Origin of the sequence: Paraburkholderia sp. 31.1 (genome assembly GCF_014397645.1) — a bacterium.
Taxonomy (GTDB): Bacteria; Pseudomonadota; Gammaproteobacteria; order Burkholderiales; family Burkholderiaceae; genus Paraburkholderia; species Paraburkholderia tuberum.
The window spans coordinates 25,940-39,572 of sequence record NZ_VZQN01000040.1; the positions used below are offsets into that span (position 1 = coordinate 25,940).

Annotated in this window: 14 protein-coding genes; 9 read left to right on the forward strand and 5 right to left on the reverse strand. The window is 61.0% G+C overall.

Going from position 1 to position 13,633, the window contains the following annotated elements:
- Positions 1-163 precede the first annotated feature (163 nt).
- Positions 164-412 (forward strand): hypothetical protein, encoded by a 249-nt coding sequence (locus F6X37_RS27120; protein ID WP_187613425.1) that lies wholly within the window; start codon positions 164-166, stop codon positions 410-412.
- 189 nt (positions 413-601) lie between these two features.
- Here F6X37_RS27120 and F6X37_RS27125 read toward each other — a convergent pair whose 3' ends face one another.
- On the reverse strand, positions 602-913 hold the full coding sequence (locus F6X37_RS27125) for a hypothetical protein (RefSeq protein WP_090811007.1): 312 nt from the start codon (positions 911-913) through the stop codon (positions 602-604).
- 158 nt (positions 914-1,071) lie between these two features.
- On the opposite strand from F6X37_RS27125, the gene F6X37_RS37155 reads away from it, so the two are divergent.
- Positions 1,072-1,401, forward strand: a complete 330-nt coding sequence (locus tag F6X37_RS37155; protein WP_262420035.1) for a hypothetical protein — start codon at positions 1,072-1,074, stop codon at positions 1,399-1,401.
- A gap of 67 nt (positions 1,402-1,468) precedes the next feature.
- Here F6X37_RS37155 and F6X37_RS27135 read toward each other — a convergent pair whose 3' ends face one another.
- Positions 1,469-2,239, reverse strand: coding sequence for a DUF3047 domain-containing protein (locus tag F6X37_RS27135; RefSeq protein WP_316252003.1), 771 nt, complete (start codon positions 2,237-2,239; stop codon positions 1,469-1,471).
- A gap of 404 nt (positions 2,240-2,643) precedes the next feature.
- On the opposite strand from F6X37_RS27135, the gene F6X37_RS27140 reads away from it, so the two are divergent.
- The 4 genes from F6X37_RS27140 (at position 2,644) to F6X37_RS27155 (ending at position 6,051) form a co-directional block, all read left to right on the forward strand.
- A complete protein-coding gene (locus tag F6X37_RS27140; RefSeq protein WP_316252004.1) occupies positions 2,644-3,186 on the forward strand; it encodes a phasin family protein in 543 nt (180 codons plus the stop codon).
- Between the two features lie 108 nt (positions 3,187-3,294).
- Positions 3,295-3,492 carry a hypothetical protein gene (locus F6X37_RS27145; RefSeq protein ID WP_090811013.1) on the forward strand — a complete coding sequence of 66 codons (198 nt, stop codon included), beginning with the start codon at positions 3,295-3,297 and terminating at the stop codon, positions 3,490-3,492.
- Positions 3,493-3,827: 335 nt separating this feature from the next.
- Positions 3,828-4,853 carry a lysylphosphatidylglycerol synthase domain-containing protein gene (locus F6X37_RS27150; RefSeq protein WP_187613427.1) on the forward strand — a complete coding sequence of 342 codons (1,026 nt, stop codon included), beginning with the start codon at positions 3,828-3,830 and terminating at the stop codon, positions 4,851-4,853.
- The gene (locus F6X37_RS27155) at positions 4,828-6,051 is read left to right on the forward strand and encodes a polysaccharide pyruvyl transferase family protein (protein WP_187613428.1); all 1,224 of its coding nucleotides are present in this window, start codon (positions 4,828-4,830) and stop codon (positions 6,049-6,051) included. Before F6X37_RS27150 ends, F6X37_RS27155 begins: the two co-directional genes overlap by 26 nt.
- Positions 6,052-6,122: 71 nt before the next feature.
- Here F6X37_RS27155 and F6X37_RS27160 read toward each other — a convergent pair whose 3' ends face one another.
- A complete protein-coding gene (locus F6X37_RS27160; RefSeq protein WP_187613429.1) occupies positions 6,123-6,839 on the reverse strand; it encodes a transposase in 717 nt (238 codons plus the stop codon).
- A gap of 237 nt (positions 6,840-7,076) precedes the next feature.
- Positions 7,077-7,241: a hypothetical protein gene (locus tag F6X37_RS27165; RefSeq protein ID WP_167368794.1), complete on the reverse strand. Its 165-nt coding sequence runs from the start codon at positions 7,239-7,241 to the stop codon at positions 7,077-7,079.
- A 491-nt stretch (positions 7,242-7,732) separates the two neighbouring features.
- Here F6X37_RS27165 and F6X37_RS27170 point away from each other — a divergent pair, with 491 nt between their 5' ends.
- Positions 7,733-8,776 carry an AraC family transcriptional regulator gene (locus tag F6X37_RS27170; protein WP_090811021.1) on the forward strand — a complete coding sequence of 348 codons (1,044 nt, stop codon included), beginning with the start codon at positions 7,733-7,735 and terminating at the stop codon, positions 8,774-8,776.
- Between the two features lie 228 nt (positions 8,777-9,004).
- On the forward strand, positions 9,005-9,937 hold the full coding sequence (locus F6X37_RS27175; protein WP_184069682.1) for a hypothetical protein: 933 nt from the start codon (positions 9,005-9,007) through the stop codon (positions 9,935-9,937).
- A gap of 62 nt (positions 9,938-9,999) precedes the next feature.
- Here the strand turns inward: F6X37_RS27175 and F6X37_RS27180 are convergent, their stop codons facing one another.
- Positions 10,000-10,584: a glutathione binding-like protein gene (locus F6X37_RS27180; RefSeq protein ID WP_090811025.1), complete on the reverse strand. Its 585-nt coding sequence runs from the start codon at positions 10,582-10,584 to the stop codon at positions 10,000-10,002.
- A 295-nt stretch (positions 10,585-10,879) separates the two neighbouring features.
- On the opposite strand from F6X37_RS27180, the gene F6X37_RS27185 reads away from it, so the two are divergent.
- Positions 10,880-13,633, forward strand: coding sequence for a UPF0182 family protein (locus F6X37_RS27185; RefSeq protein ID WP_187613430.1), 2,754 nt, complete (start codon positions 10,880-10,882; stop codon positions 13,631-13,633).

Below are 13,633 nucleotides of genomic sequence, written 5' to 3' on the forward strand. Positions count from 1 at the left end.
CAAGGGAGTTGATGACGCGACCAGCCTTGATTCAGACTCCGCCAGGAGGGCAGTAATGGAAGATGCCGCCGCATGATCAGCCACGACAATGTTTTCCTGATTACCGCGCGCAGCGCGACACATGGGGGCAGCGGGACGGACGGGGCTGCTCCGATCTCGTGCGATGTTTCTCCTGCGTCGAAAAAACGTCAACGATAAACCGGCCATGCGTCGCATTGTATTTACCTTTCTGTCCCCCGAACAACATCGTCGCTCTGCGCGCATCGTGTTCAAACATCGATGGACCGGCCTGTCGGTGGCGGCGTCGCGCGAGCGAGGGCTTTACGGAGCTTGCGCGCACGCTGCTTGCCCGTCGCGCTGGTCGCTACCCGGTGGCACGATCAAGCGGTTCGAAACCCGCTGGTTGAATTGACCGTCGCAAACCAAGCCGAATATCTGGAGCATTGCCGACGCTACGCAGTTGACCGGCAAGGCAAACAGGCCAGATAGCGAGATGGTGTTGCGATTGTCGCAAGACTTCCAGGAAGACCCCGTGTCTCCGGTCGCTTCTGTCTGCCGCACGAAGCTCGAAGGGATCATAGGCAAACGCGGCGACGCGCCATTAAAAAACGTCCTGGCGCGTTGCGGGCCGAGCGACCGCGTCGCGGAACCTGCGCCTTTGAGAAGGCGTCGACAACATCGAATCGACAAAGGTGTGCGCCCGATTTTCTCCATACTTGAACGCTTCATGCTCGGTCAGAAAATCGAACTGTTCCGGAAAACTCAGCAGTTCCTGTTCCGGATTGCCGGGCAACGTCACGGTCCATGACACGCGATAACGGCGATATTTGCCACCGAGCCAATGCGTCTTCGATAGCGTAACGTTCACCTCGATATTGCAGCCGCGATACGGCGCATATTCCTGAATGGACATCGCTTTTCTCCCACAACTGAACGCTTGCCACGTACGTCTGCGTTGCCGGCGGTTGCGCGCGGCCTCCAGATCGGCGGGATAGTCGATCTCGTCCGCGACCGGGACATAGACGCTCGCCCCGCTGGTCGCGCCGTTCGGCCGCGAAAAACGCGCAGCCCATGGGTGTCTCCGTTATGCATTCCGTGTTGACGATGCACATCGAGCAACGCGCGTTCCCGCGCGGCAACCATCGTCTCGGCCCGCAGCGCGGCTGCGCTCGTGGCCATTCCGCCGATCTTCGTGACGCGGCGCTCGCGCACCGGCTGAACATCAAGGCGATTCAGGTGGCGGAACAGGACTTCCAGGTCGCCAAACGCCGCAAGGCGCGAAACGAGTTCGTCGATACGTGGTCCGTCGACGCGTTCGTGGAAGAGGGCATGCAGCCGGCGGAACCACGATGGGGTACGCATGAACGGCATTGGCCTGCGGACGCGCATCGGCACGGGTAAAGCGCGCGGGACACACAGCCGGCCACGCCGCGCCGACGGGCGCGATCAACTCGATGGCACCCGGTGATCAAGGCCCGGGAAGGAACTGGATGTCTCCGTACCAGGCGCGTGTCGTGGCACCGGTATTGTCGGTATCGGTCAGCAGCCCGTAGCCTGTGATTCGTCCTGGCGGTTCGTGAAAGACCCGCTCATAGTCTTGCACGATATTGCGGCGCAGGCTTTGCCACTGACCCGCATCGCCAGGCAGACCGGAGACCACGATCATCTGTACGCGGTTCGTGTGAGGGTTGGCAATGACGGTACCCGGCGCGGCGGTGGTCGACCACACGTACATCAACGTGGCATAGGGCAGATCTTCGCCACTCAGTTGCTTGGCCAGCCCCATCTTCGCCCGGTCGAAAAGCGACAGCTTGCTCTTGTCTCCGGCAAACGTGAACACCAGCCGCGCTGGCGCGTCTTCCTTCGACGCCACGCGGTTATCGGCGCCTTCGATCGGTCTATCCGCTTTCCAGCGCCATGCCACGACGGGAGTGCGAGCGAGGTCGATATCACCCTCGTGCATCAGCGCGGAAGCAGAGCGGTTCGCGTCCGCCTGCAGCACAGTGGTGTGGTCGTCGTGAACGAGCGTGTATTGCGTGATGGGCTTGCCGCGCACGACCGGCAGGTTCTTCCAGCCCGCGGGCAGCGATGCGCCGGGCTCGAACGAGGAAAAGGCGATACCGGGCTTTTCGTCCTGGGCAAGGATGGGCGGCGACAACAAAAGAAGCGCGACGCATGCGGCGATCCAGGCTGACGGGGCTGTTCGTTTTTGCGCTCGACGGCGCGAGGGAAGATGCACGGCAGGTCGCATTCGTATGTTGGATAGCGTCCATTGTAGTGGGCTCCTCGGGCGACGTTTCAGCGGAGCTTTCACGTCGGCGGTTGAGGTTCTGTTTGCTGCGTCGTAGCGTTTGCATGACGAGGCTCGCAACGCGCCGCGCGGTATTCCCGTCGCGTCGTGCGGCGCGCGACGGGTTTGCTATCAATGACCATGGTCGCCGCCACTCATCACAGGCGTCAATTTCCCACATATTGGGGAAACTCCCTGGCTCGTAAAAATCGTAGTGCGACTTAACAAAGTTAGAATGACGGCTCTAAGACGGCTTCAGACCGTCTGCCTGGCCAACGGCCAGGTGTGGGAACGACCTTCACGAATCGCAGTGGCAGCGATCGCCGTGTCCGCGAGAACCTGAGAGATATTCCGTGAGCAGCCCAAAACAGATGCCATTTACCCTATCCGTTCCGACTGACGTGTCGCAACTGCCCAACCTGTTCCTCGCCGGTTATTGCGCGCTGATACGGCTGAACGTGGATACATACAGGTCCGCGGTCACGGGTGCCGCGCTGCACTGGGAAAGCGTATTGCGCGCCCAGACGCCTGAACAGTTCCTCAGACGTCAAGCGGATGTGATGCCTTGGCTCACCCTGCAGTTCGCCGGATACACCCGCGGCTGGATGGATATCGCGTCTGAAACAATCAGACCGTGCCACGCCGGCGGCGATCACGACGACGAGCGTGAGCTCCACGAGGACACCAGGCCCGCTGGCCTGCCGGCCTGCGCAACGGGCGTCGACGCGATGATGCGCGCGGCCGTGCCGCCGGAAGTGCAGCCGGACCGCGTGTCCGTCGCCGAGGCACAGGTCGGGGAAATGGTCCGCGCCTTTCTCGAGCGCGTCGAAAAGGCGACGCCTGACACGGCGGAACGACGAGGTCCGCCTCGCACACGTCGCTCGTCAACCCGATAGGCGACGAGCTTCCACCAATCCTGCCGGGTCCGGTATTCGCGTGCTGCCGATGCAGCCGTGGCCGGATCTGGTCGCCCGTTCCTTCGTTCCCGCCGTGAGGTAAACGACATGTTGAGCCCGCACGAAGTGGCCACGTTGCTGCTGTTGAAGGATGCGCCTGAACGAATTGATTCGGATCGGGCAGAGCTTGGCGCGCTCCGCGAACTGCAGTTGATTGCGAATGAGCCAATTGGGCCGGGCTTCCGGTTACCTCGCGTGACGCCGCGCGGCGACGCCGTGCTGCGAGCGTTCGCACGGGTCCGCTGACCGGTGCACAGACAACGTATCTGACGACCTACATACGTTGGGTGGGCCGCCTGCGCCGCCGCTCGGCAATCGTGTGCACGAACAGCTTCGCCAGTGACTGTCGCTGAGCACCGCAGCGCGCAGCGGGGACTTCGTCACGGTCGCTAATCACACACCATTCTCCCCGCGCGGGGAACGAGTTATGCGACAGCTCGAATAGGAGCCCGAGGTGCGATATGCCGGATTCTCGGTGAAAAGTTATCGGGAGAGTCGCAGCTGCGCCTCGATGTCCGAAGTGGACGCAAAAGTCTATTGCTGCCGCTTCAAAGCGACTGACACTACGCTCGCGCCAGCTTATGAAATATCTCGCCCGGGCGGCCGCACTTGCTGGCCTGGCCATCGCGGTCTGGCTCGTCTGGCACGCCGACGCGCAGAAGGTGCTCGGTTTGATGCGCGCGGCCGGCGCCGGGCTCGCGCTTGCAGGGATGGTCCACATTCTGCCGATGCTCGCCAACGCAAGGAATTGGCAAATGCTGATGCGCGGCGCGACACGCCCGAAGCTGTTCGCGGTACTGCGTCTCGTCTGGATTCGGGAGTCCGTGAACGGCATGTTGCCCGTTGCCCGAGTGGGCGGTGAAGTCGTGACGTTTCGCATGATGCGCAAACGGGGCATGGAGCCTGCCCCGGCCATGGCGAGCCTCGTCGTCGACCTCCAGCTCACGCTCATCAGCGAAATGCTGTTCGCCATTGCGGCCATCGGTTATCTGATCGCCCATGCCGGCTCCAGGGCGTTGCACCTCGCAGCCAGGCTCGGAGGCGGCATCGCCATTCTGGCGGTTCTGCTCCTGGCGTTTTCGTTCGTGCAGCGAGCGAGTCCGTTCGCGCGGCTCACGAAACTTTTCAATCGCATCACGAGCGGCAAGTTCCGCTCGCTCGTCGGCGAGTCGGTGCGCATCGATCAATCGATCAGTGAGCTCTGGCATCAGCCCGGCGTCATCATCCGCTACCTGCTCATCTGGCAATCACTCCAATGCATCGCGACGGCGCTCGAGCTATGGCTCGCGCTCTATTTTCTGTCCGCAAAAGCAGGTTTCCTGCAGGCAGTCGTACTCGAGTCGCTCATCCAGGCGCTCAGCAGCGTCGTGTTCTTTGTGCCTGGCGCACTCGGCGTTCAGGAAGGTGGATTTCTGCTGATCGGCACGGTGCTTGGTTTCCATCCGCAGCTTTGCCTCGCGCTCGCGGGTGCGCGCCGTATTCGTGACATCATCGTCTTTCTGCCTGGACTGATCGCCTGGCAGGTGGAGGAGTGGCGCGACAAGCGGCGACTGCGTACCGAGGGAGGTCGGGGCCCGAATCATGATGCGAGACACAGGAAAACATGATGCGGTCGTGGTGTTCGGCGCCTTCGATCGCCACAACCTGGGTGACCTGCTGTTCCCTCACGTCGTCGCAAAACTGCTTGCGTGCGACGACGTGATCTTCGCCGGGCTCGCGGAGCGCGACCTGCGCGTCCACGGCGGCCACGCTGTTCAGGCGCTCGCGCAAGTGGCCGCAGAACGCGGCAAGGACCGTGTGCATATCGTGCACGCGGGCGGCGAGATCCTGACTTGCGGCGACTGGGAGGCGGCGGTGATGCTGCTGCCGTGGGACCAGGCACAGAAGATCATCGCACGACTGGAAACGCACAACGACGAACGACGCGCGTGGGCACGTGCGCTGACGGGTCTCGATGCGCTTGCCCCCTACATGACGTCTCGCGCGATGTTTCCCTGTGCGTCGAGCGTCACTTATCAAGCGGCCGGCGGCGTCGATGTGGAGCGACTGGATCCCGGGATGCGAGCAGAAGTCCTGTCGAAGCTCGCGCAAGCCGACGACGTCAGCGTGCGTGACATCCACACCCAGAACGGGCTCGCCGCAGCAGGCATTCTCGCGCGGCTCGTGCCGGATCCGGCGGTGATGGTGACGGAGTTGTTCGGCGCGAACATTCGCGCGTGCAAGGAACGAAGCGGCGTGGCGGATTTGCAAAGGGCGTTTCCCGAGGGGTATGTCGCCGTGCAGTTCAGTGCGGATTTCGGCGACGACGGAACGCTCGATGTGCTTGCGCGCGAGCTCGATCGCGTGTCGAACGAGAGCGGGCTTGGTATTGTGTTCTTTCGAGCGGGTGCGGCGCCCTGGCATGACGATATGGCCTGCTACGAGCGGATTGCGGCACGGATGAAGGTCTCACGTACGCAACTCTTCCGTTCGCTGGAGATATGGGACATCTGCGCACTGATCGCAGACGCCACGGCCTACGCGGGAAGCAGCCTGCACGGACGGATCGTCGCGCTGGCGTGCGGCTTGCCGCGGGTGAACTTCTTCCATCCGGCGCGCGCGAACGACACGACCAAACAGTCCGCGTTTGCCGCGACGTGGGAGCCAGCGTGCGTGCCGGGCAGCGTCGGGATCGAGGCACTTTCGCAAGCAATGCGCCATGCCCTGACGATCGACCGGACGTTGCTGCGGCGCACGGCCACACACCTCGCCGTTCGCTATCGCGAGGGATTCGCGCAGACGCGAGCGGCAATGTGTTGTGCGTGAAATGCAGGGCCTCGCGCGACGAGCGGTGTCGGCGCGGTCGTGTAATCTCGCGAAGCTCGATCGTTCTTTGCTCAGCCCACGTGTACGAGCGAGCGTGTGGTGCGAACCGTGGACGGCCGGTCGCGCAGCAGCAGTGGCATCAAGCGCCGATTGGCTGTCTGCGCCGCCCATTCGCAATACGCGGGGCTGCCGAGCACCCAGCCGTTGAGCGTCGACTGCATCAGGTTATTGATCTCGCGTTCGTCGACAGGCTGTGCGCCCAGATCGCGATAAGCCTGGTGGCGCTCGAACGGCGTATTGCCGAGCGCCCGGTACAGTGGATGGTCCTTGATGAACCTATCGACACGCAGCCCGATGTGGTGCGCGCAGCTCGACCACGGGTAGTTTCCCGGCTCGGCCGCCAGGCCATTGCGCACCGGCGCCTGATCGATGACCTGGCTCGCGAGCAGGAAATACCGGTCGGGCTCAATCACTGTCGCCCGGTACTCGCCACGCCATACCGCACCGCGGCGTCCATGGCGGCGGTTGAAGGTCTCGGCATAGCGACGGCCAACCGCCTGCATTGCCATGGCGACGCTCGACTCGTACGAAGGCGTGACGAGGAACTGTACCGCATCAGGCATGAGCACCCACGCATGGACGGCCAGATCGGCGACGCGCGCTGCGTCTGCCACGCAGGCGAGGAAGTACAGGTAGTCTCCTTCGTCCATGAAAGCGGGCCCCGCGAGTCCCTGCAAGATAACGTGCTGCGGTTGATCGGGGACGTAGTGCCGTGCAAGCCGTGCCATGCTGAATTAACCGGAGATCCGATGTGAGAAAGCGGTCCGACAGATATCGGACGCGGGACCGTGTGTAACGTGCTAGAGGAAATTCTAGCGATCATGTTCGTGCATTTGCATCACGAACAGGCCTTTTTTCTGGCCTCTGTTCGTTGATTTGCCGATCGCAGCCGGTGTCTCTTATGCCAATGCTGAATTGCAGCGCCGCGCTCGGACGTTGATCGACGAACGCTTCGCATCGCAGCTCTATCCCTTGTCGAACAGACTTGAAACCCGCGAGATCGTTTTCGCGGTCAGAACCAGCAATGCACCAGCGATGCTGTAATCGACGTGATGCATAACGTCGGCCAGATAGAAAACGGATAGCGCAATGATCGGGTGGTACATCGCACGGCTTATCAGGCGTTTCATCGGTGTCTCACGCTACTGTGTTTGCGCGAAGCGGTCAGTTGCTGTGCCTGAACCGATTCGTGCAAGTTGGGTGACGCGCCAGGTTTCCAGAGTCCGAGGAAGGCTTGTTGGCGAAGTACGGATGACGCCGATCCGTGATGTTCCTTCCTGTCATGAACTCTGCCCGCGGCAAGCCATTGCCGTCCTGTCCGTGCGTCGATCTTTCTTGACCGATCGTCCACTTCTTGCCGATGCATCGCGTGCGCAGTGCGGGCGTCCACGAAGATCGTCCTGTCATCCTGGCGAAGCGCACGTTCCGTGGGTTGCGCCTTTTTGCCAGGCGCGAGTCTTTAACGGACCCGCAAAGCGCTTCATAAGCCTCGCGCAAAACTTCAGTAAGGGAATTGTCATCAAGTGAGGTTGCGGGTATAACATGGAGCCCTTGGCCATCCTGACGAATGAACGGCGGCCAGGTTTCTCGCCCGGGAAATCGCATTTCACGCGAGCTATCCATGGATGCAGTCTCTGAGGTTCTGCGCGCTGTTCGTCTGAGCGGCGCCGTGTTTCTGAACGGGACACTCACCGCGCCGTGGTGTCTGATCGGTCGCACCGATGCATCGCTCTGCGGCGCTTACTTGCCGCCTTCGGAGCGCGTCGTTTCTTATCATCTGATCATAGAGGGGAGTTGCTGGGCGACGCTGGCCGACGATCCCGGTTCGGCGATTCACGTCCATGCCGGCGAACTGATCGTGGTGCCTCAGGGTGAAACGCACATCATCGGCAGCGCGATCGATATCTCCCCTGTGCCGTCGGACTCGCTACTGGCCGGGCAGATGGCGACAGCACCCGGTGAAGTGATGACGCTGTCCTATGGCGGCGGGGGCGCTGTGACGCGCATCGTGTGCGGCTTTCTGGCCTGCGACGATACTTTGAGCAATCCGCTGCTCTCATCGCTGCCGCGACTGTTCAAGATCGACATGCGCCAGGATCCGCGTGCGGCATGGCTCGAGTCGTCTCTCAAACTTGCTGCCGCGGAAGCGGCCGACTCGCGCGCGGGCGGCACGATCGTGCTTGCCAGGCTATCGGAACTGCTGTTTGTCGAAGCAATCCGTAGCTGTATTGAAGCGCTACCTGATAACCAGACCGGGTGGCTCGCCGGCGTGCGTGACCGCTACGTTGGACGCGCGCTCTCGCTGCTTCATGCGCAGGCGGCGCATGCGTGGACCGTCGAGGAACTTGCGCGCAAAGTGGGCCTGTCGCGTTCCGCGTTGGCGCAACGCTTTACCGATCTTCTGGGGCAGCCGCCCATGCAATACCTCGCGAGATGGCGCATGCAGATTGCAGCGCACGAACTTCTGATCGGTAGCAAGCCGCTCAACGCCGTTGCGGAACAGATTGGCTATGAGTCGGAAGCCGCATTCAGTCGCGCGTTCAGACGCGAATTCGGCATGCCGCCGGCCGGCTGGCGCAAGAGCAAAGGAAACACGAACGGCGTGGCCACATCAGCGCAGCACGCGCAAGCTACGCGTGGCGTTGCCGCACTGCGGGATCAGTGACGCCTGCCGCGACGCGCCGTGCTGTTTCTACCCACTCAATTGTCGACCTGTGCGACCAACGTGACGAAACGGCGTTTCAGTCATATCGTCCGGCGACTCGATCATAGAACTTCAAGACTCCCAATCGTAAATTGAGCGTGCCGGAAAGCCAGATCATTCGACTGGCTCTGCCCGGTGAATCGACACTCAACGCCAGACCGCATCGCGGTCCATATTGGGAGAACTTCAATGAACGCAATATTGCGGCTGTCCGATCGCGATCGCTACGCCCGATGCATTCGCGCTTCGAAGATGGTCAGTTGGGACATCGACCGTGACGTGATTGGAGGCCGTACCTTCGACATGTCCCAGAAGTATTTGCCGGACGGGCTCTCGCTGGTGCCGGATTTCATCATGCTCTCGGAGGCTGAGAAGCGGTTCGTCAGCCAGATTCAGGGGCGTACATACGCGAACGTGTTCGGGCTCGTCGAGCGCTTCATTAACGCCAAGGTGCTGGAAGTGAGCCGGGACTACTGGCTCGGCGATCAGGTGGCACTCGAAGCGCTCGTGCGTTTCAGCGACGAAGAGCTTAAACACCAGGCGCTGTTTCGCCGCATCGAAAAAATGATCGGCGAAACGCTGCCCGCGGGTTATCGCTTCGACGTCGATCCCGATGCGCTTGCCGCCGTGGTCCTCGGCAAGAGCACCTGGGCGGTGCTGGCCATGACGCTGCATATTGAACTGTTCTCGCAAATTCACTACCGCCAGAGCATTCATCCTGACGATCAGTTATCCGAGCTGTTCAAGGATGTATTTCTGTACCACTGGAAGGAAGAAAGTCAGCACGCCATTCTCGATGAACTGGAATGGAAGCGGCACGACGCCACGCTGACAGATGCGGCGCGCGACAACGCGGTCAACGAGTTCATCGACCTGATGATTGCGATCGATGGCATTTTGCGCGGGCAGGCGACAGCGGACTCGCGGTATTTCATCGCGAACTGCGGGCGTGCCGTCGTCGAGGCAGAAGCCATGTCGATCGAAGCGAATTTCCATCATGCCTACCGGTGGCAGTACCTCCATTCCGGTATGCATCACCCCCATTTCGCGGAAGTGCTCGATCGGCTCGTCTCCGAAGAGCAGGGGATGCGTATCCGGGCCGCACTCGCCACACTGCATTGAGCGAGCCCGAACACACACGAATCATCCAGCTAAAGGTGCGCGCGGCGAGGATCTGCGTTTCATCAGTCGAGTCCCTCGTGCTTCATGGCAAGCTGGACGGCCGGACGCGCGCGCATCAGTTCGGCAAAGTTTCGCAATTTCTCCGGCACTTCGATGCCTACCTTTTTGGCCCAGAGCAGCATCGTGAACAGATAGGCGTCCGCCACACTCGCTTCGCTGCCGAACAGGTATTCGCCCTTGAACATGGTGGCGATCAACTGGAAGCGTTGACCGAGCTTCTCGCGCGCTGCCGTTGCTTCAGCATCCGAAGTGGGCTTGAAAACACGGCTGAACTGTTTGTGGATTTCCGTCGAAATGAACGCGAGCATCTCGAGCAGGCGCAGGCTGCCGGGTTCGCTATTCGGCGCAAGGGCAGGCTTGCGCTGTGCGACCCACGAAAGAATCGCGATATTCTCGGTAAGCCGTTGACCATCATCCATTTCGAGGGTTGGGACGTAACTTTTTGGATTGATCCGATTGAACTGCTCCCCAGTCTCGGTCTCCTTGGACTTCAGGTCGACGCGAATCCTTTCGAAAGTGAGATCGGCCTCATGCATTGCGATATGGTCGGCGAGGCTGCAGGCACCAGGCGAATAGTAGAGCTTCATGATAGGGGTCCCTTTTCGTGAGATGAACTGAACCGTTTCAACGCAGCAAAGGGCGTGCCGCCGCCGTCGACACCTGCAACGAGAGTTCGACGTCGAGCGTCGATTGCGATGGATGAACTTTGGCATAATTGCCGCATCGCTGCGCCGGGCACTGTCCGTTTTGACTCGCGCCACGTCCACAAGGGTCTTTTGTCATGGTTCGTGGAGCGGCTTCAGATAGCTTGAATTAATGTAGCCATCCGAACCCGGATCGCAATCGGAGCAGGGCAGGGCGACGGCCAGCACAGGAGAGACCATGCGGTCGGAAGTGAAGTCCGGCGTGCGCCTGAGACGTTATGCAATCACGGTGACGGCCGTCATCGTTGGCCTGCTTGTCGTCGGACGCATCACCGGCATCCTGGTCAACTGGCTGTGGTTCTCTTCGATCGGCTATGGTGGCGTTTTCTGGACCATCCTCTGCGCGAGAGCGCTGCTGTTTGCCGCGGTGTTCGCAGTCTCGGCGTGCGCGATATGGCTGTCTGGGATTTTGGCGCATCGTTACGCGAGGCGCGTCGATGTCTTGCGAGCTCAATCTGTTGATCGATCGGGTCCGACGGAAGTTGCCGTTGAATTGTCTGAACTGATCGCGCCGCACGTTCCCTGGCGCTCCAGTATTGCCTGCGCCGCGGTCGTCCTGGGGTTGGTTATTGCCGCTAGCGAAGTCTCGAGCTGGGACCTCGCGCTTCGCTTCATTTATCAGGTCCCTGTTGGCGAACGCGATCCGATCTTTGACAGGGATATCGGCTTTTATCTGTTCTCGCTCCCCGCGTATGTCGCACTCAAGAACTGGCTGCTGCAGCTAATCTTCTGGAGCGCGATCGTGGCAGGTGTTGTCTACGGGGTGCGCGGTGACATCGCGCTGGAGCGGCCACCACGCACGCTCTCGGCCGCCCCCCTCACTCATGGTTCGGCACTGCTCGGTTTGTTCTTTGCGGTGAAGGCCTGGTCGTGGTGGCTCGACCGCTTTCTGCTGCTCTATGGCGACAACGGCGTCGTGGTCGGCGCCAGCTATACCGATGTGCACGTCGAGTTGCCGGTCCTGTGGATGCTTGTCGGCCTTGCCGCGGCCTCATCCGTTGCCCTTTGGATCAACATGCGCCGGCGGAGTTATCTGCAACCCGTCGTTCTCGCGCTGCTCGTATTCGGCAGTTCGTTTGTATTCGCTGTGATCTATCCATCGCTGTTTCAGCGCTTCTATGTCAAACCGAGCGAGCTGAAACTGGAAACACCCTATATCGAGCACGCTATCGCGCTAACGCGACAGGCTTACGGCCTCGCCAAGATCGAGGTTAAACCGTTTGAGGCCGAGCAGGGACTGACTCTCGACTCGCTGCAGGCCAATCGGGCGACCATCGACAACATCCGGCTATGGGATGTGCAACCGCTGATGGACACCTATGCACAGTTGCAGGAGATCAGGACTTACTACAAATTTATTTCGGTGGACATCGACCGCTATCAGCTTGACGCCGGATACAGACAGGTAATGCTGTCGGCGCGTGAACTGGAACCGTCGATGCTTCCGACCAACGCCCAAACCTGGGTGAACCTGCACCTTATCTTTACTCACGGCATCGGCGTCGTGATGTCGCCAGTCACCGAGAAATCCACCGAAGGCTTACCGTTTTTCTATCTGCGCGATATTCCGCCAGTGTCCAACGGCGGCCCGGCCATTCGCGAACCACGTCTTTATTTCAGCGAAGGCCGCCAGGACTACGTCATCGTGAACGGCAACGTAGCGGAGTTCGACTTTCCCCAACGGCCGACTAATGCCTACACGACGTATAGCGGGCGCGATGGCGTCAGCATCGGCAGTGTGGCACGCCGCAGTCTGTTCGCCTGGCAGCTCGACGATCCGAACATCCTGCTGAGCGGCTATATCACAGACAAGAGCCGGATCCTGCTTCATCGCAACATTCAGGACCGCGTGCGTACGATCGCGCCATTCCTGACTCTCGACCATGACCCCTATGTCGTCGCAAGCAATGGGCGCCTGTTCTGGATCCAGGACGCCTACACCGTCAGCCAGTGGTTTCCTTACTCCCGGCGGGGTTTCGGCGACGGCGCCAATTACATCCGAAACGCCGTCAAGGTCGTGGTCGATGCATATAACGGCACGGTCGATTTCTACGTCAGCGATCCCGCCGATCCGCTCCTGCGCACATACGAGCGCATCTTCCCGGGTTTGTTCAAGCCTTTGGACGTGATGCCACCGGAGCTGCGAAAGCATATCCGCTATCCCGAAGATCTGTTCCTGATCCAGGCGCAGCTCTACCGCGCCTATCATATGGATGCGCCGGAGATCTTCTACAACCGCGAGGATCTGTGGCAGTTTCCCCAGGAGCTGGTCGGAATGGATGGCGGAAGCACCGCCAGCACGATGCCGCCGTATTACACGATCATGCGACTCCCCGGCGACGCACGCGCCGAGTTCATCCTCATGCTGCCGATGGTGCCGAGCCAGCGGGAGAACATGATTGCCTGGCTGGCGGCGCGATGCGATCCGCCCGGGTACGGCAAGCTCGTCGTGTACACCTTTCCCAAGGACAAGCTGATCTATGGGCCGTTTCAGATCGAAGCGCGGATTCAGCAGAATACCGAGATCTCGCAGCAGATCTCGTTGTGGAACCAGATGGGCTCACGCGTCATTCGCGGTCATCTCGTGGTCGTGCCGATCGAGAACTCGATCCTCTACGTTTCGCCGCTCTATTTGCGCGCGGCGTCCGGTCAGTTGCCGGAGTTGAAGCGGGTGATTGCCGCGTATGGGGACCGTGTGGTGATGGAGAACACTCTGGATGAGGCGCTGGCGGCGCTTTTCAGTGAGACCGCACAAGCGGCATCGCCAGCCCGAGGCACCGTGGACGCTCGCGCGAGAGAGGCACTTGTCCACTATGACCGCGCCATCGAGAGGCTGAAGGCGGGAGACTGGAGCGGCTTCGGCGCGGAACTGGATGCCCTCCGGCCGTTGCTCGAGGCACTCGGCGCTGGCCGTTCCGATGATCGGAAGTGA